Below are 26,975 nucleotides of genomic sequence, written 5' to 3'. Positions count from 1 at the left end.
GCGTATCAGTCAAGGATTGTCGTTATTTCATTTGGAATAATAAAACTTTATTGTATGCAGTAACCATTAATAGATCTTGATTCTGGCCACCAATTTCGATGTTACTGATATGGCCTGCATCAATTGCAATGTAGTCAAGCTGGCGACCTTCTGTGTTGAATACACCTACACCACCTGGCCCGGCTACATAAACATTGCCTTTCTGATCAACTTCAACTCCGTCGGCCATCGGCTCTGACGCAGAAGGTGTATTAACCTTAGCAAACGGGGTCTTATTACTAACGGCCTGACCGTTTACATTGAATCGATACACCCAACCATCTGAGGTATCAGCAACGTATAGGAATGATTCGTCAGGAGAAAATGCAATACCATTGGGTAGCTTCAAATCCCCCGAAACCAATTTAAATTCGCCATCTAAGTAACGATAAATGCCTCTGACAGGTTGCTCTTCTTCCGCTTTTTGTGGGCCATAGCCTTGAATGCCGAACGGTGGATCGGTAAACCAGACGCTATCATCACTTTTAACTGTTAAGTCATTTGGGCTATTCAGGCGTTTTCCGTTGTATGTAGCCGCTGCGATGACTTTCTCACCGTTTTCTTGAACGTATGACAGCTTTCTGTCATGACGTGCCGCCCATAGGTTGCCCTTTGAATCAAAATCGAGGCCATTGGCATAGCCAGAGTTTTCATCAAAAACACTCAGTGTCCCTTTTAGGTCATAGGAATATGTCTTGTTGTTGGGTATATCGCTAAACAAGAAGCGCTGATGTTGCGCATCCCACACCGGGCCTTCAACAAAGTCAAAAGCATCGCCGACAAGGGTCGGATTATCTTCTACCAATGAGTTAGCTGACGCGTTCATAGAGAAAGCAGTGACTGCGGCCATAAAAATTAGCTTATTCATCTCAAATACCTCTTGTTAACTCAGTTGCCTGCGAAGGCCTTGAATGTTTGACCCGACTCAACCCCTAACACCGAACGGATATAGGATGTTGCGACATCTTTTGCAGCGATCGAGTGGAATCCAGGGAAATAGTCACCGTATGTACTCAGTGATTCGGTGACCACTGATGGACTGACGACATTGATGCGAATACTACGCGGCAGCTCAGTCGATACCGCTTTTGCGAAATGCTCTATTGCACCGTTAAGCGTTGCTGCACTCGTCCCATAGGCGATCGGGTAATCTGCGATAATGCCGCTTGTTAGCGTGATGCTGCCGCTATCATTGAGATATTCAGCACCAATTTGGGTTAAGTTCACTTGCCCCATAAGACGGCTGTTAATGCCAACATCCCACTCCTCACGCGATAAATTATCGAAAGTATTGAAGACAACATCACCCGTAGCACAGATAATTGCGTCCAACTGGCCGATTGAATCAAGTGCCGAGCGGATTGAGGCTGGTTCGGTAATGTCAATCTGCACATCGCCACTTCCTTTACCGGCTTTAACAACCTCATGTGTTACAGCCAGAGCTTCTACCACTTCGCTGCCAATTGTGCCCGATGCTCCAATTACGAGAACTTTCATTGTTTTTCTCCTTTCTGTTTATATTTTGAATCTTAGGTGGTTGAGATTGAGAGGAAAACAACAGAAAATGACAACACTGTTTACTAAATGATGCCAATTAATGAATCTGACCTATTTGCAAACCTTCCGTGTAGTAGCCGAAGAGCGTAGCTTCACCAAAGCTGCAGAGACACTCGATGTATCTAAAGGTCTGGTGTCACGTCATATTCAGAAGCTTGAGGAGGCGTTGAATTCCAGGTTGTTCCATCGGACTACCCGATCAATCAGCCTTACCGAAGTCGGGGAAGAGTTATACACAAAGGCGAAGCAAATTCAGCTACTGGCCACTGAGGCTGAGATGCGTGTAAAAGATATTACGCAGGAAGTCGCTGGTGACCTGAAAGTCACAGCGCCCATCGAGTTTGGTCGAGCACTTTGTCGTCATGTGATCCCATCCTTCAGACAACAATACCCGAAGGTTAACTTAATTCTCGATTTTGGCCCTATGAAAAAGAAAATTGAGTCCGGAGATTTTGATGTCGCTTTTCGGGCTTATGATGAATTACCAGGCGATGTCATTGCCAAAGATCTGGGTTACATCCGAAATGTGTTGGTTTGTAGCGCTAATTACGGCAAAGGGAAAAGACTGGCGGCTATCGAAGATATTCATCAATGCACCTTCATTCTTAACTGTCAAAATGAGCGCTGGAATCAACTGGAGCTTATTAGTAACGAGCAAAGCTATGATGTTGAAGTGACAGGAAGCATTCGCTCTAACACCTATAATTCAATATTAGAGCTAGCTATACAGGGAGTGGGGGTCGCAAGCTTGCCGTATTATCAAGTTGAAGATCTTATCGAGAGTGGTGAACTTGCTCATGTTTTCCCTGACTGGTCAGTAAAAGCTCATAAACTGAGTCTCATATATGCCCAAAGGCGCGTAACACCCAAAAAGCTGGTAACTTTTAATCTCGCGGTAAAGCAATGGTTGGAGTCTAACAACTTATACATGATATGAGTTTTTACAAAGGCTTGTGTTGTCCACGGTATTAATAAAACAGTCATCTAGTGCGTGTGCTCAATAAGTACACCTAATGGCTGTTTAGCTCCTATGTTTTGACAACAACATATAAAATTGAGCGAAATACGTGTTACATCAATGATTGAGTTTCCATGCTCTCTTAAACTTGTGGAAATATCTCTATCAGTTTAGATTATGAGCCAAACCGATATTCAACAAACTATCGCTAGTTTTACATCAATAGAGCAAGCGTTAGAGCATTTTGAAATTGGCTTTGATAGCCGTTTTATTAATGAATACCGTACGCAATTAGTGAAACGCTTTAACGGCTACTTGCTACTTGAAAAACCAGATGATTGGTTTTCAGCTCGTCGCGCACTGAAAAATGCATATTGCAAAGTACAGCGAAGCCGTTTAGATCCCCACTCCCGCTCTGCTTGTCGAGGGTGTACTTCGTGTCAGCGCCGTTAAATACTTAGCCAGCCTTTTCGCCAGGCAAATCAATGTAAATGTCGGAGGGAGCCCCCAGGCTTCGGGGAGCACTGAGGCATCACATTCACTACAGCCTGAGGAGAAGGTGACTTTTTTACTGAATCCATTACACTTAGCGCCCTTTTTTGTCTGGCATCGCAGCCATACTGCAAGAAGTGACAATTGATAGTTAACGGGGCACCAGTACTTTGATACATGATAGAGCAGGCCAGATGGCTATATTCCACATACTGGTTAAAGCAGGCAGCTTTACAGCGGCGGCTGAGCAGCTGAGGGTATCGACTTCTCATGTTAGTAAACAACTAGGAGCCCTGGAAGCGGAGCTTAATGTGAAACTGGTACAGCGAACTACCCGTAGTTTTACCCTGACTGAAGCCGGCCAGCGCTTTGCGGGTTACTGCGAGCAAGTTGTGAATGCTGTTCAGGATGCGGATGCCATTATGGATGATGTCCGTGATGAAGTTGCAGGTGTGCTGCGATTGGGGTTATCGCAGTCGTTCGGCACAATGCATATTATTCCGGCAATAGAGCAGCTACGTCAGCAATACCCTGAGTTGCAGGTTGAAGTCAGCTTGTTTGATCATAAGGCCAATATGCTCGAAGACGGTATCGATCTCTGGATCACTAACTATGAACATATCCCTGAAGGCTATGTCGCCCAAAGGTTGGCTGATACGCGTTTTGTGTTGGCGGCTTCCCCTGACTACCTGATTAACCATCCTGTGCCGCATCATCCCAATGATCTGGTCAGTCATAATTGCCTGACCTACCAAAGCCGTCAGCGCAACTACAGTACCTGGTCGTTTTCCAATCCTAATGAGGCGCTGTGTGTTACGGTCTCTGGCAACTATCGGGTTGATTTGGCCGAAGCCGTTCGTGACGCGGCAATTTCTAGCTGGGGCGTGGCTTATTTGGCGAGTTACCTGTTAACCAATGAGTTTCGTGACGGCAAATTGATCCAGCTATTACCGGAGTGGAAGGCTGATCAGAGTATGCCATTTTATGCTGTGTACCCGAGCCGTAAGCATTTGCCACGAAAAATTTCGGCCGTGATTGGATTTTTTAGAGAGTATATCGGTGAAACGCCTTATTGGGATAAAGCCCTAAAGCCGCTGGTGAAACTATAAAGGGGATGAAAATGGTGGAAAAACACACATGAATGCCATGCTTGTTTTTCGCACTGGCTAAAATATCTTTTCTATCTGGCAACAATAACGGAAGGCTTGAAATTAAACCCTTATAAATCAATTATATAATTTTTATGCGTGTGGGTGGCTTTTGGTGTGCCACAAGCCGTTAACAAGCTGATATTGCATGAATGAGTTCTTTGCCTAGAATGCGCGCCTCAACTCTATTAGGTTCCAAAGGTTCACTCATGACATCGTTGTTAGGTATCGCAGCTATTCTGCTTTTTGCATGGCTATTGTCGAAAGATCGCAGCAATATCCCCCTCAGAACTGTTTCATTGGCATTTGGCTTACAGGTGGCCTTCGCGCTGCTGGTGCTTTATGTCCCTGCTGGCAAGGAAGCGCTGAATGCGGTGACTGGTACCGTATCGAGCGTGATTAACTACGGGCAGGAAGGAATTGGGTTCCTGTTCGGTGGCCTGGCAACGGGAAGTGTCGGTTTTGTTTTCGCTATCAATGTGCTGGGTATCATTATTTTCTTCTCGGCGCTCATTTCGGCGCTGTACCATATTGGCTTGATGCCGAAAGTAATTAACCTGATTGGCGGTTCACTGCAAAAGTTGCTGGGTACTGGTCGTGCCGAGTCGCTATCAGCAACGGCGAATATTTTTGTCGGCATGATTGAAGCGCCGCTGGTGGTGAAGCCTTACCTGAAGAACATGAGTGATTCGCAGTTCTTTGCGGTAATGACCTGTGGCTTGGCCTCGGTAGCTGGTGGCACGCTGGTGGGTTATGCCTCTTTAGGTGTTGAGCTGAACTTCTTGATTGCTGCGGCATTTATGTCAGCCCCTGCTGGTTTGTTGATGGCGAAAATCTTGTTTCCGCCAAGCAACACCACGTTGGATCAAGATGAAATTACGTCAGTCGAACTACCGCGCGCGAGTAATGTTGTCGAAGCCTTGGCAGATGGCGCCATGTCGGGGCTGCGCATCGCCGTCGCTATTGGCGCGACCCTGCTGGCATTTATCAGTGTGATTGCCCTGTTGAACGGTATGCTGGGTTATATCGGTGATCTTGTGGGTATTGAGCTGAGTTTCGAGCTTATCCTGGGCTATGTCTTTGCTCCGGTTGCCTGGCTGCTGGGTGTTCCTTGGCATGAAGCCGTTACAGCCGGTTCGCTGATTGGTAACAAAATTGTGGTTAACGAGTTTGTAGCCTTTATACAGTTGATGGAAGTTAAAGATCAGCTGAGCACCCATTCGATGGCCATTGTGACGTTTGCCTTGTGCGGCTTTGCCAATATCTCAACTATGGCTATTTTGATTGGTGGGCTAGGTAGCCTGGTTCCAGAGCGCCGTACCTTTATCTCTCAAAATGGTTTCCGTGCCATTGCTGCCGGTGTGCTGGCTAATTTGATGAGTGCAGCTATCGCGGGTGTGATTTTGTCGCTCTAAGGCCGGAAAATAGATTCAGGGATGAATGTTTGATGTAGAAGAAAGGGAGTCCCGACTTTCGGTCGGGACTTTTATTATTTGTCGAGTTTAATGGCTCTTTGCCAAGCTCATCCTTGTGACTGGCTTGCTTTTACTCTGAATATCTTGCCAGACCAGCGGCGCAACAATCATAAAGAGAACCACATTTGACAGCGGAACAGAAAGCCATACTCCATTAACCCCAAGCCATTGTGGTAATAGGTAGAGAAACGGCAGCTGGATTAGCATGTTACCTGCCGAAATGGCCAGTGCTTTCCCACCTTGGTTCACGGCCATGAAATACACAGAAGCCAGGGCAATAAAGCCATCGAGGAACATCGCAAAAAGATGCAGGCGCAGGCCGTTTACGCTTTCGTTCATCAGTGCTGGATCGCCGTTGCTAAATAAGCTGATCATGGTTTCAGGGAACAGGTTTAACAAGATAACAGCGCCAATCCCGGAAATGAGCACCACCTTAATCGCCAGAATTAGGGTTGCTTTAATTTTATCAACTTGTCCCGCACCAAAATAATAACTCACCGGTGGTTGCATACCGCCAGCGACACCTTCAGCCAGCAGATAATAAATCACCATTAGGTAGCCGATAATGGCAAATGCTCCTACATGCACAGAAGTGCCGTATTCCATAAACAGTCGATTATGCAGGGCAATAATGAAACTGAAATAGGCATACATAAAGAGGCTTGAGGTGCCCAAGCTGATTGATTTAGTCGCCAGCTTTGGGCTGAATACCAGTGTTATCCAACTCAGCTTTAGCTGAGAAGATGGCGAAAAAAAGTAGCCCATCGCAATCACTACCACAGTTATCTGTGAGGAAATAGTGGCAATAGCCGCTCCCTCCAGTCCCCAACCAAATTTGCCAATGAATAGATAATCGAGAGCGATATTCATGAGCGCACCAATGATCATCAGTAGCGTAGAGAAGTTCGGGCTATCATCATTGCGGACCAACATCGGCATAGCCCCTGCCGCAATGGTAAAGATCGCTCCCCAGGCAAAAATGTCAATATATTCAGTGCCAAGCTCCAGTGCTGGACCAGTTGCTCCCTGGGCGATAAGCATTGCTGGTCCGAAAGCCGAGATTAAGGCCATCATGAGAACACCTCCAAGGAGAATGAGGCCCAACCCTGTCGAAAGCGTGGCCCGTGCCTTATCAGTTGCTCCCTCGCCACGATAGATCGAGATGAGGCTGCCGGATCCCATGCCCACTAGTAGCCCAAGGCCGATAATGACACCAATGATAGGCCATGCCATATTGATCCCCGCCAAGCCTTCAAAGCCAATGTAGTGGCCAACAAAGATGCCGTCGATGACCTGATAGAGGCCATTGACCAGCATGGCTGCGACAGATGGGATAGTGTAGCGCCAGAACGTACGGTTTACTGAGTTATTATTAGTTATTTTCTCTTGCATAGTCATCATTTCGTTTGTCCTGTATCTGGGAGGAATTATGCGTGTTATACAGATTGATTAAAGTTGGTACCTATCCGGTTTTCGGATAGGTTGGTAAGATGCGAGATGCGAGATGCGAGATGCGAGATGCGAGATGCGAGATGCGAGATGCGAGATGCGAGATGCGAGATGCGAGATGCGAGATGCGAGATGCGAGATGCGAGATGCGAGGGAAATAAATGAATTGGACACTTGATCAGTTGGAGGCGTTTGTCACTGCTGTTAATCAGGGATCGTTCTCTGCAGCGGCAAGAAAAATTGGCAAAGCCCAGTCACGGGTAAGTACCGCGATTACCAATCTGGAAGTGGATCTTGGTTTTGATCTGTTTGATCGCAGTGCGCGCCTGCCCGTGTTAACGCCAGAAGGCGAAGACATGTTCATTGAAGCACAGGCCGTACTGGCGCAATGTCAGCGCTTGCAATCTAGGGCGATGACAGTCTCTACCGGTGAAGAAATCTCCTTGACGGTTGCTATGGATGAGGCCGTGCCGATTATGTCTTTCGAGAATTTCTTTCAGAAGATCGCTGATAGGTTCCCGCAGCTAAAGCTAACGATCATCAATGGCTCACAGGATGATATTGCTCGGTGGGTAAGTGAGAAAAAAGCTGATATTGGTATCCTTTTTCACTTAAAAAGCTTACCAGATTCTCTGGATTTTATGTCGATTGGTCAGTTTCACCAGTCACTGGTTGTTCCTTCCGAGCATCCGCTAGCATCTATTCCGGCCCCAAGCGTGAGTGATCTGAACCGTTATCGCCAGCTAGTGATCCGGGATCGCATGGGGGAAGACCAGGCCAAGCCAATATCATCTAGTCATTGGCATATAGATAGTTATTACTATATTACGGCTTTGGTCATCCGTGGTGTCGGCTGGGCCTTGGTTCCTGAGCACGTGGTCAAAGAGGAATGGTATGTTGGCAAGCTTGTGGAGCTTTCAACAGAGCATATCCCTGATTCGCTATTGGTTGAGATGGGGGTGGTAAAACGACGTGATAAAGGTAACGGTAAGGTCATGGCCTGGATGTACTCGGAGCTGAGTACGATGTTTAGGAAAGACACCTGATACCTGTAACGAGGTATCTATGCATAACTTTACGTTTTGCTAGCAAATTCTTGGTCAAAATCGAGGTATGATTAGGGCACCAAAGCCAAATCGATCGGGTATTTAGTGCAAACCATGTATTCCAGTACCGCTTTTTCTTCCGAAAACCTGCCTTTGCTGCTGGCAGGTCCCATTCTGCGAAAATGTACCGCCACAGAGCTAACGCTTTGGCTCGTGACGTCGGCACCTTTAGAGGCAAGTTTTTCCCTTTTTCATCCCGGTGACGAACAGTCATTCTATTCAGAACGAATTACGGTCAGGGAACAGGTTCAGGTCGGTCGTTTTGCTTGGGTAACGTTGGCGAATCTGAAAGGGGACTTTCCTGTCGATACGGCGCTGGAATATCAACTGATGACCCAGCAGGGTGATATAACCGAGCTGGTGCCGTCATTGTTGTATCCCGGAGAGCAACGTCTTTCATTTAGTATCAAAACGCAGGCTGACTATGTGCTGCACGGCTCGTGCCGTAACCCCCATTATCCGAGTAAAGATAGTTTGGTGGCGGCTGATAGCAAAGTGGCTTTGCAACCGTTACCAGAAAGGCCGGCCTTGCTGATGATGAGCGGTGATCAGATCTATGCCGATCATGTCGCCGGGCCTATGCTGGATGTCATTCAGCAGGTTATCGGGCTGCTGGGACTGCCAGAAGAGACATTTTCCCAAGGAATTGTCGCTAATACCCAGTCACTGTATCAACATGGCTATAACTTCTATGGCAGGGACAAGCTCCTGCCCCACTATGTTGATAACGGAAACTGGCTGTCAGATAACGGGCTGAGAAAATGGCTACCGAATCGGGGAAGGCCGATATTCAGCTCTCGGGAATGTGAAAATCACCTGATGAGTTTCAGTGAGTTCTTTGCCATGTACCTGCTGGTATGGTCACCGCAGTTATGGCAACTCGTTGATGACGAACGGCTGAAAAAGTGTGGGTTTCAATGTGGCCAGCGGATACTCGAACCAAAGTGGCAACAGCTTTGGCATGAAGAAAAACAGCATATCGATGAATTTGTTGCAGGTTTGCCGCAGGTTCAGCGCTTAATGGCACATATTCCGACCTATATGATTTTTGACGATCATGATGTCACCGATGATTGGAATCTCACTGTTGGTTGGGAAAAAGCCGCTTATGAGAACCTATTATCCCGCCGAATTATCGGCAATGGGCTGATCAGCTACTGGCTGTGCCAGGGGTGGGGGAATGCCCCTGAACATTTTGATGACCATGAGTTTATGGCGCACGTCAACGCTTACCTATCACAGCCAAGCTGTGAGTATCAGGATCAGTTGATTGATTTCCTGTATCGCTTTGAACAATGGCATTACACCATCGAGACGACACCGAAAATGCTGGTGCTAGATACCCGTACCCGGCGCTGGCGTTCCGAGTCGAAAATGAACAAGCCGTCCGGCCTGATGGACTGGGAAGCATTGACCGAACTACAGCAATCCTTGCTCAATGAACCGGCGGTGATCATTGTGTCGGCAGCGCCCATGTTTGGTGTGAAGTTCATCGAAACCCTGCAAAGAGGGATGACCTGGCTAGGACAGCCACTGTTGATCGATGCTGAAAACTGGATGGCGCATCCGGGCTCAGCCAATACCTTGCTTAGTATTTTTACCCATACCAAAACGCCAACAAACTTTGTGATCCTATCTGGAGATGTTCACTATTCGTTTGCCTATGATGTGAAACTGCGTTTTCGTCGCAGCAGCCCGAATATCTACCAAATCACTTCCAGCGGGATCAAAAATGAGTTTCCCAATACCTTGCTGCGTGTTTGTGATGTGATGGACCGAGCATTGTATAGCCCGCATTCGCCATTGAACTGGCTTACCAAGCGTAAACGGCTGAAGATCAAAAAACGCGATCCAGATACCACAGGCAATCACCGCTTGATTAACCGCAGTGCGATTGGTGAGTTGCGGCTTGATAGTAATGGTAAGCCTTGCCGTGTTGAGATCTTAACTGCAGAAGGGGAAACGGTGTCTTTTCCGCCTATAGAAAACTAATACCGCCAGTTAAAAAATGAAGTCAGCTCGTTCTTAACTTCAGGAAGAGCTGGTTTTCTGGCTACAAGCCCAAATCGTATCCTAAACAAGTACAGCATGTTTGATTACTACTTCATGAGTCGCAACTTTCTATTGCTCTCTTTCTGATTAGCTGACTGAGATGACAAATAATCAGCAAAATCATCTTTTAACAGTGGCTTGCTGAAATAATAGCCCTGGATAATATCTGTTTGCCTTTTTTTCAGGAAAGCCAACTCTTCATTGGACTCGACCCCTTCAGCAACAACTTGCATATTTAGTTGGTGTGCCATGGCAATAATGGCGGAAACTATCGCTTTTCCATCAGTGCCATTGTTCAAGTCAGTGGTAAAGCTTCTATCAATTTTCAATTCGTTAATTGGTAATCCTCTCAGGGCACTTAAGGAGGAATAGCCTGTACCAAAATCATCTAGTGCAATTCGGACACCTGTTGATTGAATTTTTTCCAGCTGAACAATTGGGTCAACCCCTTGCATTATGCTGGATTCAGTCACTTCTATAGCTAAGAACTCAGCACAGATTCCAGTTTCTGCCAGGCAATCGAGTATTAACTGGTGTATATTTTCTCTTGCAAACTGAACACAGGACACGTTAACCGAGACGCGAGGTACTTGATACCCCATAAATTGCCATTCTCTGATTTGGTGGCATGCCTCTAGCAGTACCCATCGGCCCAGTGGAACAATCAAGCCGGACTCTTCGGCAATCGGTATAAATACGTCAGGACGTATCCAGCCCTTTTCAGGGTGGTACCAGCGTAACAGCGCCTCACAGCCGACTAGGGTTCCGTTTTTCACACAAATCTGTGGTTGATAGGCCAGCTTCAGTTCATTATTGTCGATGGCCCTTTGAAGGTCGTCCTTGATCTCTAAGACCTTGAGCGATTGAATAGCAGAAGTTCTAGAGAAGAAACGATAGGTGTTCTTACCCTGCATTTTGGCGTCATACATTGCAATATCGGCACTTTTTAGCAGTTCTGTCGCAGTTTCTCCGCTTTCTGCTGCTAAAGCGATGCCAATACTGATCCCGATGGTTAATTCCTTACCCGCTATATTGAAGGTACTGGTAAAGGCATCAAGAATGCGCTCGGCAACTCGTTCAACATCATTGCGGTCTTTGATATCTAGCAAGAGTACAGTAAATTCATCCCCGCCCAACCGGGCAAGGTTATATCGAATTGTTCCATTTTCGTCAGTGACATAATCTATGGTATCAGTTGCACGCAAGGTACATTTGAGCCGATTGGCTACTGCAATCAGCACCTCGTCACCGGCCTCATGTCCCATGGTGTCATTGATATGCTTAAATTCGTCCAAATCAAGAAAAAGCAAGGCAATATCGTGTGGGCCTGCGTTGGGGGAAGAGTACTGGTGCTCTAGGTCTTCGATTATCCGTCGTCGGTTCGGCAATTTGGTCAGGCTATCCAGGTAGGCGATTTCATGCATTTGTTGTTTTTGCTGGATCAGGCCATATCCCATCTCCTTGATTGTGTCGGCGAGACCCGACAGTTCATCATTGCTTTTTGGCTGGAAGTTCCAAATACGCTCCCCCTGGCCTAATTTTTTGGCCGCAAGACCTAAATGAAGAATAGGTTTGACAAGTTGTTTGTTCAATAACCAGAAGAGTACAATCATACTGCCAACAGTCAGTATCAAACTATTTATGATGGATGTATAACCCAAAGAGATTAACAATTGGTGTAATTCTGATTCAGGCCATCCGATACTGTAATATAGGTTCTTAATCAGTTTTGTCTGTCCGACAAGGTAAGGGTTACCATTAACCGTAAAATTGTCAGTATCCGAGATAATACTTTGTTTGGTTTCATTAAATAATGTCTGCAAAGCATGGGTTGGAATATCAGCGTGCCCTTTCTTTAAGATCGGCGTGCCGCTGTCATCATGCAAAATAATAAAGCCACCACTGACCAAATTGTTATTTTCAAGAAATGAGTTTATAAAATCAAACGTAAGCTTGACAATCAGATAGCCTTTGACAGCCGCCTTGGTCGTTTTCGTTTGCTCAATTAAGTTATGTTGAAATACCTTTCTTGTAGCAACCAATACCCATTGTTCGGTATCAGGATCGACAAGCGCGTTTATTTTATAGTCCGATGCCGACTCGGCGATATCCTTGAAGTAAAAGGTATCTTGTTCTTCATCGGTTTTATTGTTGTAATCATTTTTAAGTAGTGAAACTTCCTCATAGCCGTCTGTCATTATCAGGCTGATCTCAATGTACTCAGGGTGAACTGCCATAAAAGAGGAAAACTCTTTCAATAATGTTTCATGCATCACATAAGTACGAATACTCAAATCCTCGGTACGGAGATAACGATTGAGTACAACATTTTGAGAAAAAATGGCGCTGTCAGCCTCTACGGCATTTAGCTTGTCATCTAGGGCACTTTGTACTTGTACAACGGAATCACTGATATGCGCTTTCATTTGCTGGCTAATATAATTATGGTAGAGCGTGAAAGAAGGAACGATCAGCACCACAATTTGCAGCAAAAAAATAGTCAAAAGAGTAAAGGTTATTTTTTTTCTTAACAGCATATTACTACCTAATAGCTAAGAAACCATATTTACTCCAATGTTCCTCTCAATTCATTCATGATCGAGCTATGTTTTTTTTTCGTACGTAATGACAATGGCTGATATGTTTCAGATAATGCTACTGTTTTCTTATTAGGGTAGATAATCGGGTTATTCAGAAATTCCTCGGGTAGCAGTTTCTCTGCTTCCTTGTTAGGTGTGGCACTGTAAAAATATAATGCATTTTGGGCGGCTTGCTCAGGTCGGTTGATAAAATTGGTAAAACGATGAGCTAGTTCCGGGTTGTTACCTTTTGCCGACAGGCAAACAAAATCAGCCCAAATGGCGCCTCCTTCTTCAGGCACTACATATTCAATTTGTGGTTCTATATCTTTTAACATTAATGCATCACCACTATAAGTAAGGAGCACCGTGATCTCGCCAGTTACGAGTTTTGATTCCTCACTGTCTACAACCACTGCAGAATAGCCGGCAACTGAAGGTGCCTGGGCAAGTAGTAGCTGACGGGCTTCTTCAAGCTCTTTCATGTCGGAACTTGTCATGGAATAGCCCAGAGACTTCAGCGCCATGCCTATGACCTCTTCACCCAGAGAAGACATGAGTATTTTCCCTTGTAGCTTAGAGGTGGGATCATAGATTTGTTGCCAGCTGGTAATTGGCTCTGGTACTAGATCTTTCCGATAGGCAATGCCAGTGGTGCCCCAGGCATAAGGTGTGCAAGTATGATCTCTTTTTTCCAGGTTTGATAATGTTGGTAATTTTACACTGTTAAGATTGGGGGCGATCTTCTTGTCAAAGTCGGTGATCCACCCTAATTTTTTGTAGAAAGGTATGTTAACGGAGTCAACAAGTATCAAATCATACCCTTCTGCACCATAGGTTGTTAAAATTTCATCACGAGTATCATCCGATTCAAAATAAACAAAGTTGACCTTAGCGTTGTATTCAGTTTCGAATTTTGACACGATTTCTTCATCAATATAATCGCCCCAAGTTAGAAAAGTAATCTCAGACGGTGAATCAGGAGATCCCGCTGCGACAGCATACATAGGAGTCAGTAGTAGTGCTGCTAATGCAGCGGAGAGAAATGAGCCTTTCAGTGCCTTTGGGGTTGACGCCTTAACACTGTTCATCATCCATGAATTCCTCTATGAGTCACGCTTATTAAGTTTGTTTCCTATCAACTAAGTTGGTATATGGAATCAATTTCGTCAAATGTACTTAGGGGGTATTTTGGTGCTGTAATTGCCAAAATCGTATGCGCTCAAAAAATAAAACTGTGAAGTTTCATTTTATATTATTGTTTTTTAAGGCTAACGATATGGACACAGATGGCTTTCTTCACGCCGTTCTTCTTAGAATAGATATCCAAAGAAGAACCATCTGGCTACCGCTGTATCAGCAAATGAATACAGTGAAAGTAAACTATCGTCTTCGAAGTAAGGAGCTAGTTATATTTGTTGTTATTGATGCCAGCTAGCTCAAAGCCTATGGAGAGCCTTCAGCTTTTGATCCTGTTGTTGCGAACCAACCCGCGTTTGACGTTTTTGCACAACTTACCGAATCGTGATAGTTCATCAAAATCTGGCGTTACACCTCGATTGATTGCGTGTTCCCAGTAAGTTAATTCTGTATCCACGATTTCCATTAGTTTCTTTGGGCACCCAATACAGTTGTTGTCGGGGCCACAAACAAATGTGTCTGAATCGTAAAGTGGAAACTCCTGCTTAACTTGTTCAATAATCATTCGCATTGCGGTGGTGCGGTCAGGTTTTTGGCTCATAAGGTATAGTGCAATTCTAAAACAGCCATCAATTATAATTGGTGGTAGTTAAAAAGTCGCTACCACGATTAGGGTGTTTACTTCGGCACATGGCATTGGGAAATATAATTTATACTATTTAGTATAAATTATACTTTATGGTATATTGGTTGTATTCCAGTAACGAGTAAGCGAGAAGATGAATGCAAAGCCATCAAAAAGATACAGCCAGTCATGTATTTAAGCCATTGATCCTTGATGATAAAGAAGTCTGTGCTCTGTTGCCGCAGTTAGATGTTCAATACCTGATGAAATCGTTATTCCAAGCTCTGGGACAGAATACTGCCATTCAGCCGCCGCAAACTTTGGCCCCATTTCCTGACAACAAGGGGGACTACATCACTTACCTTGGCGTGATGGCTCAAGAGGGCGTCTTTGGTGCTAAGCTCTCTCCTTATCTGATCACAGACGAACAACCGATCATCACGGCATGGACGAATTTGATGTCAATGCGAACAGGGCTGCCATTATTGTGGTGTGACGCAGGCCAGCTAACGGTTGAAAGAACAGCGGGGACAACCGCGTTGGCGATCAATCATCTGGCCCCGAAACAAAGCCGCCATCTGGCATTGGTTGGCGCAGGAAGCGTTGGGCTGGCTCACCTTCACCACGCGATTGGACTTCGTGAGTGGCTGACGATCACCCTTTATGCCCCTGAGCTGGCCAACGACACAGTGCGGCAATCCGAATTGAAAGCATTAGACTCCCGGATCCATATTGCAGACTCAGTGACTTGCTGTGTGGAAGGTGCTGATGTGATCATGCTCTGCACATCTTCCGCTCACCCGGTTATCTCGCTAGATGATATCAAGCAATCGGCACTTATCACCTCTATCAGTACTAATGCTGTTAATGCTCATGAGGTACCACCTGATCTTCTCTGTCATGCTGATGTGTATTGCGATTACAAGCAGACAACGCCTGATAGTGCCGGGGAAATGTGTCTTGCCGTGACGCAACACGATTGGAACAAGTCACAGATCCTGGGTGATTTGGTCGACTTGGAGGCGGGGAGATGCACCTTGCCTAATTATGACAAGCCCGTTTTTTTCCGCTCGATAGGACTGGGGCTGGAAGATGTCGCTATGGCCTATGGCATATGGCAGCTGGCGAATAAAGAGCAGTGATCACGAAGCTTACTAGATAATTGGATGATAAGGATAGGTTATGCAAATTAAAGAATTTGGTGTCGAAATTTGGATGAACGATTACGAAAATACGTGTCGTTATAACCTGGCGGAGACCTGTGTTGAATCGTTAACCGTCGCACAGTTACTGGATATGTCGGGCAAGCGTGACAGCATTCTTGAAGAGCTGCTGCCGATGAAACTGACCTATGGGGCCATTGAAGGATCGGACCGGTTACGCGATAACATCACCGCGATGTATCAAGAGCAGCAGCGGGAGAATATTTTGATCACCCATGGTGCCATCGGTGCCAACGCCCTGGTTCACGAAACCTTGGTTGCTCCTGGGGACCGGGTCATTTCGATTCTGCCTACCTACCAGCAGCATTACTCCATTCCGGAGAGTTATGGTGCCGATGTGCAGGTGCTCAAGCTCCTGGAAGAAAACCAGTTTTTACCTGATCTGAATGAGCTGAGAAGTCTTGCGACAGAAAATACCCGCTTGATTGTGATCAATAATCCCAATAACCCAACGGGCGCATTGATGGATGAAGCCTTTCTAAACCAGGTTGCCGATATTGCTCGCTCCTGTGATGCCTATTTACTTTGTGATGAGGTATACCGGGGAACTGATGAAGATGGTGACGGTTTTACTGCCTCCGTCGCTGACATCTATGAAAAAGGGATCAGCACCAGTAGCATGTCCAAGTCTTTCTCTTTGGCAGGCTTGCGGCTTGGTTGGATCGCAGGGCCGCTTGAGGTGATTCAAGCTGTCTGTATTCACCGGGACTACAACACCATCAGTGTCGGAATGCTGGATGATCACTTTGCTAGTATTGCGCTGGAGTGCCGTGATGTCATTCTTGAGCGCAGTCGCGGGATTTGTAAAGCCAATCGCGCGACTTTGGATGCCTGGGTTGCAAATGAGCCTTTAATTTCTTATATCAAACCCAAGTCTGGCACAATTGCCTTGCTGAAATATGATTTTGATATGCCTTCCCGTGAATTCTGCGTCAAGCTCCTGGAGTCGAAAGGCGTCATGTTTACACCGGGCAGCGTGCTGGAAATGGAAGGTTATGTACGTATCGGTTATGCCAATAACCCGCAGGTGTTGGAAGAAGGTCTGGCGAAAGTCTCTGAGTTTCTTGCCGAACTCAAGGTTTAAACCCCAGTTCAAACTCTTGTGAATTTAACGAGAAGACACCCTCAGCCAAGCATAGATGTGGCTGAGGGCGATCGTGTTTTATGCCTTATTCTTTATTTCGCGTAAATAGTTAAAGACTGTCGCCCGGCCCATGCCCAGTACATTCGCGATATAGTCGGCTGAGCTTTTACCCTTGAATGCACCTTCTTCGTACAATGCTTCTACCAGTACCCGTTTATCTTTTCTGGAAAGTGTGGGAATAGTCAAATTCATATTGGCTAACCACAGATGAATAAAGCTGTTGACCTTCTCTTGCCAGTCATCATGAAACAGCTTTTCTGGCTGCGGGATCAGGTTTTTCATCGGCAGAAGGAGATCCAAGGCTTCACGGGCGGCTTCAATCGGGGCCGTACTCATATTAATACACAGCATGCCGATGGGCGTATTCTGATCATCCCTCAATACGACGCTGGTTGAACAAATTTTCTTACCGTCCCAGTTGAGCTTTTCGTAAGGCCCGATCACCGTTTCCGACTGCTCGAAATTGACGTCATCCAGAGCGGCCGGATCGCCGATGTTTCGCTTAGAAATATTGTTGGCGATATATACTACACTCTGGCTTGCCAGATCGTGGATAATGACCTCGACATAATCAGAAAATAACAATGCGATGCCGTCAGCGACAGACGCATAACGGTGTAAGAGTAACTCAGCATTAGTTTGCATTTATTACTGTTTCTCCCCGACAGGTAAAGCTCAACAACCCCAAATAATGATGGGCATACTACCGAGCTGAGCCTTTCTTGTATAGAGGGGAGTGATTTGCTAAAAGACACCACTCGCGTTTGCCAGTGGTGCCTTTATTATTGACCATCAGACTTAAACAACATGCCACGCAGGTAATTATGTTTGGTCCAATAGGTCATAAAGACCACAGCACTGATGTGGATGACGGTAGCCAACATAGTTAAGTTTGCCATTGCCTCATGAGCATCCTCTAGCCAATCTTTCCCCCCAAATAGATCAATTTGCGTTGCCCAGCCTGTTAGTCCACTACAAGCGTTATGATTTCATAGTAATCTTAAGAAAGACTTAAGATTCACAAAATAGTAGGGGATATATTATTGGTCATGATGCCAACGAGGTGATTTGAGCCATAGTATTACTCACTTCAAGCACAGCGCTATTCTCATCATATTGCCTATATTTGCTGTGGGCTGGAAGAAATCAAGTGCCTAGCACTCGGCATCAACTGGCAAGATTGGTTCCATGCTTTTCTATCGATGAGACGTTAGTCAAATAGCAGGAACAATCTTAATAATTTGTCATTTAATAAATTTTATGTGTGACTCATTTATTGACGAACGTTATAACCAGTCATAAATTAAAATACCTAAGCTAATGCGGTTTACATAATGGTCATAGTCGATAAGGCTTTCACCATAGCCATTGTAATATTGAAAATATAGTTTCACTATGTCATAAAAGGGGAAAGCCCAATGTAATTCAACGCCACCTTTGTTATCGTCAAACTTTAGGTTGTTACGTAGTAAAATACTGTACAGCGTTCCTTCATCTTTATATGTCAACCTATAACTCCCATAACCCATGTACCTTTCAATGTTTGGGTTGTCATCGTCGTCCTCACTTTCTGGGAGCCGGTACCAGGGTTGAATGGAGAGCAAAAAATCACCTCTGGCTAGTTGAAAGTTTGCATATAGCCGGTTCCAGCTTCGTGAAAGCAACTCAGAACGCCCATTGGATTGATGGATAAGGCCAATATCAGTTTGGAGTAAATTAAGCCCAAAAACATTCACATCTGAATAGTAGGTAGAAAAAATTTCAGGGCTGTAATTGGTTTCCCTGAAAGGTGCTGATTCATCAGAGTTATACAGTTGCCACCATGCTGTTTGAGTATAGCCAACCCATAAGTCCCAGTTATCACTGTATATATCATCAAGTAGCTTGAACTTACCGCTGATCTGAAATTTCACTTCGAACCTGTCTAGCTTGGCGCCGGGTTTGAGCTGCTCGAATGCTTCTTCATTGGGCTTGGCGTTATATGATAATGGCAGGATATAGTTGGGGTAGTGAGGTGACAGTTGGAATATTTTCCTGTTATCAAAATAGCGGACGATATCACGGCTATTCATGGTATCGAGGTCAAATGTTGCCGTTATCTGGTGAGAAGAACTTATTTGTTCGGATTCAGCGAATGATTCTTGGTATCCACTGGAAAGCTGATCATAACATTCTAGCCGCTGGCGATCTGTTGTAATCTCTGCACAGTTTGACTGGGCTAAACCATTTAACGAATATAAGGCCATCAAACCGAGTATAATATTTCTTAGCATAATTCACCTGTTTACATTACCAAGGTTTGATATTAGCTAGCCAAAACTTGTTAGTTGTTATATTGGTTTTCGCGTAAGTAATTTATTACAGTAAACATTAATGATTTTATCACCTATATACTCATTACAGCTCTAGGCGTTTAATGTGTGATCAATTGTTTGTCTTTTCATGGCTCAATACCCGTATTGTATGAAAGATACGGGCACCGAGGTCATCTGGATCACTTATGGCGTAACAATTCCGAATCCAGGCTCAAATGTGTCAAAAGTGGCCATAAATGCTTTAAAGTCATCTGGCTTGGATACTTTAAATTCACCTTGAGTCATGGCCTCTTTCAGCGAGAGCTGATTGGTCACCAATTTGACAAAGCTATCGTGAGAAAAGCTTACTGTAATCGTCGGGTTGTCAAAGTGCCTATCGCTGTAAGTTTTCAAGACAGAATTTGAAAGCCTCAAGGCATATTTACCACTCTGTACATTTTTATCACCAGAGACTTCAATGTTCACAATGGTGTTCATGCCGTCTGCCCGTTCAGGGTTGACCTTAACGGCCAAGGATTCTAATGCTGAGTAGATTGGCATATTTGATGCGATGGCTGTTGTATCAGGAGTCGGTGCTGGTTTGAAGCCTTCGCGCAACTCTTTCGCACCGACCAGATAGTAGTTTCGCCATGGGCCGGATTCGGCTTGATAGCCTAGCTGTTCCATTGCATCCGCTTCTAGGAATCGCGCGGTCATATTTTTTGGGTTGGCGAAGGTAACATTGTTCAGCAGTGTGACAGCCCAACGGTACTCCCCCTTTGAGATTGCTTTTTGGGCTAACTCTATGATTTTGTCTTCACCACCAAGGGCTTCAACATATTTTTTTCCTTCTTCTGTCGGTGTTAACGGGTTGAGGTTGGCTGGATTACCATCCCACCACGCGCCAAAATAGAAGTCGTAGGTGGCCCGTGAATTGTGCGAGACCGTACCGTAATAGCCCCTGTTATACCACTCTTTACCCAGTGAGTCCGGCAGGGTGATGGCTGCTGAAATTTCGTTGGGTGTATAGCCATGGTTGGCCAGTCGGAGGGTCTGGTCGTGAACGAACTTATACATGTCCCGTGTTTTTTCGAGTTGCTCGATTATTTCCTCGGTTCCCCAGGTTGGCCAGTGGTGCGAAGCGATCATGACATCAGACTTTGCCGCATACAGATCAATTGACTCATCGACATATGCCGCCCAGGCATTGGCATCACGGGTACGTGCCCCCCTGAGGGTCGAGATATTATGAATTGTGCGGGTCATAACCTCTGCTGCCATCAGGGTACGGTATTTAGGAAAATAAAATATGAACTCTGAAGGAGCCTCAGAGCCGTTAGCCATTTGGAACTCTATTTCAATGCCATCAATGGTGTGCTTTTCGCCTGTTTCCAACACTTCAAGCGTTTCTTTAGCAATACCTGGTTTGCCGGTGGATGTGGTTTTCCCCAATCCACCATCAACTTTGCCGCTTGGACCCGCTTCAACCATGTTGCCGTACATGTATCCAGCACGTCGGCTCATGATACTGCCTGCCAGAACATTTTCGGAAACGGAGTGTTCAAAGAAGCCGTCGGGAGCGATAATTTCGACTTTGTCGTTGTCGATATCTTCTTTAGTGGTTACTCCCCAGATCCCGCCAAAATGGTCGATGTGTGAGTGAGTAAAAATGACGGCTGTAACCGGTAGGTTTTCCACCTGGTCTAATAGCAACGTTAAACCAGCTTTAGCGGTAGATTCGGAGATTAGCGGATCTATCACTATCCAGCCATCTTCGCCTCTCATAAATGACATGACAGACAGATCGAAGCCGCGAACTTGGTAGACGCCATCTGTGATTTTGAATAGTCCATGTTTGTTATTGAGACGCGCCATACGAAGTAGTGAAGGATTAATGGTATCGATGTCTTCTTCTGTATTTAGGAAATCAAACGTGCTGAAATCCCACACCACATTGCCTGATTCATCTTTGATATTTTTTTCAGGCCAGGTGGCGATAAATCCTTTAGTTGCAGCCTCAAAGTCATCTTTATTTTGAAAATCCAGATATTTGGATAACTCGTTGTTTGACTGTATCGTAAACTGGCTTGCAGGTTTTACTTTATTACTAATTTCCTGGTGTGATGATGCTAACGCATGGGCTGTCATTCCTAGTGTGACAAACAGACATAACGACGAGGAAGTAATGTGATTATACATAATTGCTCTCACTGTATATCAATACCTATAAAGTTTAATCTTCTTAGCGTAGTGGAAGGTTTTATGGGATTTTTGATAATAGGTGTTTGATTATGGTCTTTATTAAAGTTGAGAAAGTTGTGTGTTGAAAATGATAATTAAGTCTGAAAGATTAAAATAGGTTTAACTATGAACTATAGATTAAGTTCTAATTCAACTAGTGTGAAATCATATTATATATGAGTAAATTTCAATAAGGCTTTCAACATTGTTGAGCTAATTTAAATAGTTAATTTATGATTTGGGAATATTGGAACCTCAATATTATAGGCTATCACCAGCTCTACTTAATACCCATTTGCATCATATGGTTTTATTGTCGTGGAAATTATCGTTTCGGAGAATGTCATTTTGGATGTGTGTTATATGTTTTCATGAGTAAGTAATGGCGAAAGGGGCATACTAGCATGAAAAGCATAATGAAGTGCTCTGCCGCTATTTTGCTAATACTGTTTGCTGTTGTACCCGTGATATCGCTACCAATACTCGCAGCTGATGCGCCCCCTAGGGTTGGCCTGGTGCTTAGCGGTGGAGGCGCAAAAGGTGCTGCGCATATCGGTGTGCTGGAAGTGCTGGAAGAAAACAGAATTCCAGTACATATAGTGACAGGAACCAGTATGGGTTCTTATGTTGGCGGGATGCTGGCACTGGGTTTTAGTGCCGGGGAAATAAAGCGCCGAACATTTGATATCAACTGGCATGATGGCTATTTCGATCGATTGACACGCAAGGAGTTACAGCTTAGGGAGAAAAAAAGAACCGATGAATTTCAGCTGTATACCGATATTGGATTAACACCTGGCGGCAAAATTAGGCCTCAACCTGGGTTGGTTCTGGGCCAGGAAATGGCGAGTATGCTGCGAAAGGCCACTGGAAATCCATCAAACTTTGATAGCTTCGACCAGCTTGCTATTCCTTACCGGGCTGTTGCGACGGATTTGGAAAAAATTGAGCCGGTTGTGCTTGATAAGGGGAACTTAGTTCAGGCGATGCAGGCCTCGATGTCTGTTCCTGGGGCATTAAGGCCGGTACATAAAGACGGGCGGCTTCTCGTCGATGGTGGCATTGTCAATAACATGCCCGTTGACCAAGCAAAAGCGTTGGGGGCTGATGTGGTGATTGCAGTGGATCTAAGAGATCCCATGCTTGTGCTGGAGGAGCTGAACTCTGCCATTAAAGTTGTCAATCAGCTTACGACTTATATGACGAATTCAGGTAGTAATGAGCAAATTGCGTTGCTTGATTTAGAGAAAGATATTTATATCGTACCTGATGTCTCATTTATGGTTGCCACAGACTTTGACCAAATGCACCAGGCTTACCGAAGCGGGCGAAAAGCGGCATTGGCTATGCTTCCTCAGTTACGGCGCTATCAGATAAATAAAGAAGAATATACACGCTATATGGCGGGGAAAAGCAGCCACAGCTGGCTTCCGTCAACTTACTCCTTTTCCGATATCAAGATTATTAATCGCACCACGCTAAGTGATAACTCCCTTTATCAGTGGTTATCCCTGGAGCCCGAGCATGAATATAGTGTAGAAGATTTAGAGCTGGCGATTGACAGGCTTTTTGCCAAGGGAATTTTTGAAAAGATTACCTATGAACTTGAAGAAGACGGTGAAAAGTTGTCAATTAGGGTTGTTGAGAAATCATGGGGACCCGGTTATCTCAATTTAAAATTATCCATTGAGAGAGATGGAGAAGACCGTCCGAATTATATCGCCGGGGCAGAATATACATTGACAAACATCACCCAGAAAGGTGGTGAATGGAAATCAAAAGTATTGTTAGGTGCTCAGGATAAGTTATCGAGCGAGCTGTACTTGCCACTGGACTTTCAGCAGAAGTATTTTGCCAGTGTGGGGGCTGGTTGGCAGCAGGAAGTTCGAGAATTTCACAATGTAGAGCGCTTCGCTGCCGACCAAAGTGAAGTGAAGTATAAATCACTAAGCCTATTTTCCCAATTGGGCTGGAATATTCATCGAGATAGCCGGTTTTCTATTGGCCTTGATACCAACTTGAAAGATATACAGGGTGAATTTTCCGCAGCCCCCGAGCAAGATGTAAAGAGCATAAGTGGTTACGGAGAGTTTAACTTCGATAGCCTCGATAACTTTTTTTTCCCTAGCACCGGAGCCTTGTTGGATTTGCAGCTAGGCTATCGATATTCTGATTCGGAGCTTGAAGGTGGCAGTGATGTCTCTGAATCTGTGCCGTATATGGACTCAATATTGCTTAAGCCCTTCACTTTCGATGACCATACGTTTATTGCAGGTCTGAGAGCGTCAGGAGCAGAATCGAATGCGTTTTACCCCGTATCACCACAAAGCCTTGGTGGCCTTTTCAACCTTTCTGGTTTTACTCGTTTTTATTTTACTGGGAACTATAGCGCGCTCGGCACGCTGATCTATCGCTACCATATCAAGGATCTGGACTTTGAATTGTTTTCGGCACCGTTATATCTAGGTGGCTCGGTTGAGCGTGGTGGAGTATGGATGGATGAAGATGACATTAGTTGGAATTCAACGGTAACAGCCGGTAGCTTGTATGTTGCTATTGATACCTTAATAGGGCCTGCTGTATTGGCATACGGGAAAGCGGAAAATGACAATGGATCACTGTATTTTCTATTTGGTAGCCGATTATGACGCAGTGAAAGATCCGGCAAACAATGAGCACATTTTCTATATCGGTACTTCGAATATTTGTATTTAGTTGTAGGACGTCATAACCATCGCTCAATCGCGATCACATAAAGTTAACATTTAAATAGCTGTTTATTGACAATTGATTGGGGGTTATCTAGTTATAAGGTTGAATCGAGGCTGCAAGATATCAGTTCCAGTTCAGGTATTTAGCTGCCAAGGAAGATAATCAACTAATAACAAGGTGAAGCCATCTATGATGAGTCTAGCTGCTGCCCTGCAAAGAAATGCCAGTTGTAAACCTGATAAAGTTGCGATTATTTGTGGTGATACCCAAATCACCTATGCCGAGTTTGATGTCCTTGCCAGTAAGGTGGCGAACGGTCTGATTACCAAAGGCATTGAACCTGGTGACAGGGTTGCATTGAGCTGCCCGAACTTGCCTTTTTTTCCTGTGATTTATTACGGTATCCAGAAAGCCGGTGCGGTTGTGGTGCCGCTCAATGTTCTGTTAAAAGAGCGTGAAATTAAATATCACTTGGAAGATTCTCAGGCGAAGTTTTTCTTCTGCTTTGAGGGCACTGATGTGCTTCCTATGGCTAGCGCAGGCATTGCCGCGTTTGACCAGGTTGAGCATTGTGAAAATATGGTAGTGATGACGGCAGACCAACAACAGCTGTCATTTAATGGCCAGCCTTCGTTTTCTGCTTTTATTCATGAACAAGAACCAAGCTGTGATTACGTATCGCGTAAGGCTGATGATACCGCCGTTATCTTGTATACCTCGGGGACAACAGGCCTGCCCAAAGGGGCAGAGCTGACCCAAAGTAATATGGTATGCAATGCTTTGGCCTCCGAGAACCTGATGGCTGGACAGGCTGACGATGTTCAGCTGGTAACACTACCCCTTTTCCACTCTTTTGGGCAAACGGTTAACATGAATGCTTCAGTGTTTGCCGGGGCGACCATGGTACTGGTTCCTAGATTTGAACCTGCTGTGGTATTTGAGCTGATAGCCAAGCACAAGGTTACCGTGTTTGCTGGGGTGCCGACTATGTACATTGCACTTAATCACAGCCCGAACGAGTTGGATGTTTCTTCGCTACGCCTTGCGATCAGCGGTGGCTCATCGATGCCGACAGAAGTGATTCATGTTTTTGAAGAAAAATTCAATGTGCCGATTTTGGAAGGGTATGGATTGTCTGAAACCAGCCCTGTTGCCTGCTTTAATCACTTGGATCAGGCGCGGATCCCGGGTTCGGTAGGGCAACCTATCCAGGGGGTAGAAATTCGCCTAGCAGATGTTCAGGGTAACCAGGTAGCAAAAGGGCAAGAGGGCGAAGTCATTATCCGTGGCCATAATGTCATGAAGGGGTATCTTAACCGGCCGGAAGAAAATGAGAATGCACTTCGAGATGGCTGGTTCTATACCGGTGATATCGGCCGGTTTGATGAGAAGGGGAATTTATACATTATTGATCGGGTAAAAGATTTGATTATTCGCGGTGGTTTTAACGTTTACCCGCGTGAAATCGAAGAAGTCTTCATGACTCATCCGGCTGTGGCTATGGTGGCGGTGATTGGTATTCCAGATCAGGAATATGGCGAGGAAATTAAGGCCTATGTGGTACTGAAAGAGGGAGCTGATGCTGATGAAGAGTCACTCTATGAGTGGAGCAAGGCCCAGTTTGCTGCATTTAAATATCCTAGGAGCGTGGAGATCCGCCAGCAGCTGCCGATGAGTGCAACCGGAAAGATCCTGAAAAAAGATCTTAAGGCCGAAGTTCGAAAGGCTATGTCGGCTGAAGAGCTATAGTGGCCTGAGCTTTAATCTTCATCACTTGCAACAACTTCTATCACCAAACTCGCCACTTGGCGGGTTTGGTGACAATATCGCTCCAGCGGCCAAGATACTCCCTTGCGTTTACGGCAGGCTTTACTTCTCTTGCTGGCGTTCGATTAAGGCTTCAATGTTTAGCGTCAACTGATCAAGCTTGTCATCGATGCGATCAATGCGCTCATTATCTATTCCCACCAATTTTTGCATCACTTGATGGGCACGTTCTTCAATCACAACCGAGGTATGGATACGGGTAGTATGTATACGTTCTTTCATCTCAGATTCAACGGCGCGGCCATGATCGACCAACTCCGTATAGACACTCTTACTTTTCGTTGATAGCTGGCTGATCTCCTCCTCACCCTTCGAGTATGCGCCTAATCCCGCCAACCAGATGCTATATAGTTTCTTCTCTTTACCGGACTCTTCCGATGCTTGTTTAAAGATATCCATCATTCTGCCCTCATCTATAAAAATTGACGGTAAGCCAGGGGTCATCACTGGCTGCTTATTACTAGCATAGGGATATCAATTAGAGTGTTCTCACTAAAATTGCTTACTATGAATGGCGTATCGAGTATCAGAAGCTGCTCACCACAACAAATCGGTTGCAACGCCGGCGTTGTAGGTTGGTATACACTTAAAGTGTGCAACTAAAATTCTGCAGGTAGCCGTGATGAAAGCGCTATACCTTCTGATTTTACCTTTGATACTAACCTTTTCGACTGTCGCCGATGCCGGGCGAGGTCCTCACCATCAATACCATCATTATGGCAGCCATATTGGGATCGTATTTAGCTCGTCGCATCATAATAAAGTGTCGATTTCAGGTCGATTCGTGATTTCATCTGGCAATACACGTGCAGTGATCGGTATCGGCAATAACTATCACCGTCCTTACTATAAACATCGATATCACCGTTATAATCGCTATTATAGGGGCTACCATCGGCCAAACCAGATAAGAG

General features: G+C 45.2%; 20 protein-coding genes. 10 read left to right on the top strand and 10 right to left on the bottom strand.

The genetic code is table 11. The features are described 5' to 3' along the window. Window positions 1-22 precede the first annotated feature (22 nt). Together AC51G0_RS22280 and AC51G0_RS22275 are read right to left on the bottom strand one after the other, a co-directional pair. The gene (locus tag AC51G0_RS22280) at window positions 23-907 is read right to left on the bottom strand and encodes an SMP-30/gluconolactonase/LRE family protein (protein ID WP_496303834.1); all 885 of its coding nucleotides are present in this window, start codon (window positions 905-907) and stop codon (window positions 23-25) included. Between the two features lie 20 nt (window positions 908-927). Next, complete coding sequence (locus tag AC51G0_RS22275) at window positions 928-1,536, bottom strand: short chain dehydrogenase (RefSeq protein ID WP_496303833.1); 609 nt, start codon at window positions 1,534-1,536, stop codon at window positions 928-930. Window positions 1,537-1,636: 100 nt separating this feature from the next. Between AC51G0_RS22275 and AC51G0_RS22270 the strand changes: the two genes are divergently transcribed. From AC51G0_RS22270 to AC51G0_RS22255, 4 genes are all read left to right on the top strand, one after another. Beyond that, window positions 1,637-2,533, top strand: coding sequence for a LysR family transcriptional regulator (locus tag AC51G0_RS22270; protein ID WP_496303832.1), 897 nt, complete (start codon window positions 1,637-1,639; stop codon window positions 2,531-2,533). 198 nt (window positions 2,534-2,731) lie between these two features. Continuing rightward, window positions 2,732-3,007 (top strand): nitrogen fixation protein NifW, encoded by a 276-nt coding sequence (locus AC51G0_RS22265; protein WP_496303831.1) that lies wholly within the window; start codon window positions 2,732-2,734, stop codon window positions 3,005-3,007. Window positions 3,008-3,216: 209 nt separating this feature from the next. Then, window positions 3,217-4,155, top strand: coding sequence for a LysR family transcriptional regulator (locus tag AC51G0_RS22260; protein ID WP_496303830.1), 939 nt, complete (start codon window positions 3,217-3,219; stop codon window positions 4,153-4,155). 248 nt (window positions 4,156-4,403) lie between these two features. Continuing rightward, window positions 4,404-5,609, top strand: a complete 1,206-nt coding sequence (locus AC51G0_RS22255) for a NupC/NupG family nucleoside CNT transporter (RefSeq protein ID WP_496303829.1) — start codon at window positions 4,404-4,406, stop codon at window positions 5,607-5,609. Between the two features lie 87 nt (window positions 5,610-5,696). On the opposite strand, the gene AC51G0_RS22250 is transcribed toward AC51G0_RS22255, so the two are convergent. Beyond that, window positions 5,697-7,067, bottom strand: coding sequence for an MATE family efflux transporter (locus tag AC51G0_RS22250; RefSeq protein ID WP_496304181.1), 1,371 nt, complete (start codon window positions 7,065-7,067; stop codon window positions 5,697-5,699). A 212-nt stretch (window positions 7,068-7,279) separates the two neighbouring features. On the opposite strand from AC51G0_RS22250, the gene AC51G0_RS22245 reads away from it, so the two are divergent. Together AC51G0_RS22245 and AC51G0_RS22240 are read left to right on the top strand one after the other, a co-directional pair. Further along, on the top strand, window positions 7,280-8,164 hold the full coding sequence (locus AC51G0_RS22245; protein WP_496303828.1) for a LysR family transcriptional regulator: 885 nt from the start codon (window positions 7,280-7,282) through the stop codon (window positions 8,162-8,164). A 114-nt stretch (window positions 8,165-8,278) separates the two neighbouring features. Then, window positions 8,279-10,216 (top strand): alkaline phosphatase D family protein, encoded by a 1,938-nt coding sequence (locus AC51G0_RS22240; RefSeq protein ID WP_496304180.1) that lies wholly within the window; start codon window positions 8,279-8,281, stop codon window positions 10,214-10,216. A 107-nt stretch (window positions 10,217-10,323) separates the two neighbouring features. On the opposite strand, the gene AC51G0_RS22235 is transcribed toward AC51G0_RS22240, so the two are convergent. The 3 genes from AC51G0_RS22235 to AC51G0_RS22225 form a co-directional block, all read right to left on the bottom strand. Further along, the gene (locus AC51G0_RS22235; RefSeq protein WP_496303827.1) at window positions 10,324-12,813 is read right to left on the bottom strand and encodes a bifunctional diguanylate cyclase/phosphodiesterase; all 2,490 of its coding nucleotides are present in this window, start codon (window positions 12,811-12,813) and stop codon (window positions 10,324-10,326) included. A 29-nt stretch (window positions 12,814-12,842) separates the two neighbouring features. Then, entirely contained in the window at window positions 12,843-13,949 is a 1,107-nt protein-coding gene (locus AC51G0_RS22230; protein ID WP_496303826.1) for a polyamine ABC transporter substrate-binding protein, read from the bottom strand. Between the two features lie 365 nt (window positions 13,950-14,314). Further along, window positions 14,315-14,596: a hypothetical protein gene (locus AC51G0_RS22225; protein ID WP_496303825.1), complete on the bottom strand. Its 282-nt coding sequence runs from the start codon at window positions 14,594-14,596 to the stop codon at window positions 14,315-14,317. 182 nt (window positions 14,597-14,778) lie between these two features. Between AC51G0_RS22225 and AC51G0_RS22220 the strand changes: the two genes are divergently transcribed. Both AC51G0_RS22220 and AC51G0_RS22215 read left to right on the top strand, forming a co-directional pair. Further along, window positions 14,779-15,762, top strand: coding sequence for an ornithine cyclodeaminase family protein (locus tag AC51G0_RS22220; RefSeq protein WP_496303824.1), 984 nt, complete (start codon window positions 14,779-14,781; stop codon window positions 15,760-15,762). 40 nt (window positions 15,763-15,802) lie between these two features. Next, window positions 15,803-16,927 carry an aminotransferase gene (locus AC51G0_RS22215; protein WP_496303823.1) on the top strand — a complete coding sequence of 375 codons (1,125 nt, stop codon included), beginning with the start codon at window positions 15,803-15,805 and terminating at the stop codon, window positions 16,925-16,927. A gap of 78 nt (window positions 16,928-17,005) precedes the next feature. Here AC51G0_RS22215 and AC51G0_RS22210 read toward each other — a convergent pair whose 3' ends face one another. From AC51G0_RS22210 to AC51G0_RS22200, 3 genes are all read right to left on the bottom strand, one after another. Next, window positions 17,006-17,632, bottom strand: coding sequence for a helix-turn-helix transcriptional regulator (locus tag AC51G0_RS22210; protein ID WP_496303822.1), 627 nt, complete (start codon window positions 17,630-17,632; stop codon window positions 17,006-17,008). Window positions 17,633-18,273: 641 nt separating this feature from the next. After that, window positions 18,274-19,260 carry a phospholipase A gene (locus AC51G0_RS22205; protein ID WP_496303821.1) on the bottom strand — a complete coding sequence of 329 codons (987 nt, stop codon included), beginning with the start codon at window positions 19,258-19,260 and terminating at the stop codon, window positions 18,274-18,276. A gap of 225 nt (window positions 19,261-19,485) precedes the next feature. Further along, complete coding sequence (locus tag AC51G0_RS22200; RefSeq protein ID WP_496304179.1) at window positions 19,486-21,429, bottom strand: alkyl/aryl-sulfatase; 1,944 nt, start codon at window positions 21,427-21,429, stop codon at window positions 19,486-19,488. Window positions 21,430-21,926: 497 nt separating this feature from the next. Here AC51G0_RS22200 and AC51G0_RS22195 point away from each other — a divergent pair, with 497 nt between their 5' ends. Continuing rightward, window positions 21,927-24,170, top strand: coding sequence for a patatin-like phospholipase family protein (locus tag AC51G0_RS22195; RefSeq protein WP_496303820.1), 2,244 nt, complete (start codon window positions 21,927-21,929; stop codon window positions 24,168-24,170). A 253-nt stretch (window positions 24,171-24,423) separates the two neighbouring features. Next, a complete protein-coding gene (locus tag AC51G0_RS22190) occupies window positions 24,424-25,983 on the top strand; it encodes a long-chain-fatty-acid--CoA ligase (RefSeq protein ID WP_496303819.1) in 1,560 nt (519 codons plus the stop codon). A 120-nt stretch (window positions 25,984-26,103) separates the two neighbouring features. Here the strand turns inward: AC51G0_RS22190 and AC51G0_RS22185 are convergent, their stop codons facing one another. After that, window positions 26,104-26,463, bottom strand: coding sequence for a phasin-related domain-containing protein (locus AC51G0_RS22185; RefSeq protein ID WP_496303818.1), 360 nt, complete (start codon window positions 26,461-26,463; stop codon window positions 26,104-26,106). Between the last annotated feature and the right edge of the window lie 512 nt (window positions 26,464-26,975).

This window comes from Photobacterium sp. HL06 (assembly GCF_059552575.1).
Note: the sequence above shows the minus strand (reverse complement) of the source record. Positions and strands in the feature narration are given on the sequence as shown.

Excerpts from the sequence above, each read along its gene's own strand:
- AC51G0_RS22280 (WP_496303834.1), bottom strand. The coding sequence starts at position 907 with ATGAATAAGCTAATTTTTATGGCCGCAGTCACTGCTTTCTCTATGAAC.
- AC51G0_RS22275 (WP_496303833.1), bottom strand. The coding sequence starts at position 1,536 with ATGAAAGTTCTCGTAATTGGAGCATCGGGCACAATTGGCAGCGAAGTG.
- AC51G0_RS22270 (WP_496303832.1), top strand. The coding sequence starts at position 1,637 with ATGAATCTGACCTATTTGCAAACCTTCCGTGTAGTAGCCGAAGAGCGT.
- AC51G0_RS22265 (WP_496303831.1), top strand. The coding sequence starts at position 2,732 with ATGAGCCAAACCGATATTCAACAAACTATCGCTAGTTTTACATCAATA.
- AC51G0_RS22255 (WP_496303829.1), top strand. The coding sequence starts at position 4,404 with ATGACATCGTTGTTAGGTATCGCAGCTATTCTGCTTTTTGCATGGCTA.
- AC51G0_RS22250 (WP_496304181.1), bottom strand. The coding sequence starts at position 7,067 with ATGACTATGCAAGAGAAAATAACTAATAATAACTCAGTAAACCGTACG.
- AC51G0_RS22245 (WP_496303828.1), top strand. The coding sequence starts at position 7,280 with ATGAATTGGACACTTGATCAGTTGGAGGCGTTTGTCACTGCTGTTAAT.
- AC51G0_RS22240 (WP_496304180.1), top strand. The coding sequence starts at position 8,279 with ATGTATTCCAGTACCGCTTTTTCTTCCGAAAACCTGCCTTTGCTGCTG.
- AC51G0_RS22235 (WP_496303827.1), bottom strand. The coding sequence starts at position 12,813 with ATGCTGTTAAGAAAAAAAATAACCTTTACTCTTTTGACTATTTTTTTG.
- AC51G0_RS22230 (WP_496303826.1), bottom strand. The coding sequence starts at position 13,949 with ATGATGAACAGTGTTAAGGCGTCAACCCCAAAGGCACTGAAAGGCTCA.
- AC51G0_RS22225 (WP_496303825.1), bottom strand. The coding sequence starts at position 14,596 with ATGAGCCAAAAACCTGACCGCACCACCGCAATGCGAATGATTATTGAA.
- AC51G0_RS22220 (WP_496303824.1), top strand. The coding sequence starts at position 14,779 with ATGCAAAGCCATCAAAAAGATACAGCCAGTCATGTATTTAAGCCATTG.
- AC51G0_RS22215 (WP_496303823.1), top strand. The coding sequence starts at position 15,803 with ATGCAAATTAAAGAATTTGGTGTCGAAATTTGGATGAACGATTACGAA.
- AC51G0_RS22210 (WP_496303822.1), bottom strand. The coding sequence starts at position 17,632 with ATGCAAACTAATGCTGAGTTACTCTTACACCGTTATGCGTCTGTCGCT.
- AC51G0_RS22205 (WP_496303821.1), bottom strand. The coding sequence starts at position 19,260 with ATGCTAAGAAATATTATACTCGGTTTGATGGCCTTATATTCGTTAAAT.
- AC51G0_RS22200 (WP_496304179.1), bottom strand. The coding sequence starts at position 21,429 with ATGACAGCCCATGCGTTAGCATCATCACACCAGGAAATTAGTAATAAA.
- AC51G0_RS22195 (WP_496303820.1), top strand. The coding sequence starts at position 21,927 with ATGAAAAGCATAATGAAGTGCTCTGCCGCTATTTTGCTAATACTGTTT.
- AC51G0_RS22190 (WP_496303819.1), top strand. The coding sequence starts at position 24,424 with ATGATGAGTCTAGCTGCTGCCCTGCAAAGAAATGCCAGTTGTAAACCT.
- AC51G0_RS22185 (WP_496303818.1), bottom strand. The coding sequence starts at position 26,463 with ATGATGGATATCTTTAAACAAGCATCGGAAGAGTCCGGTAAAGAGAAG.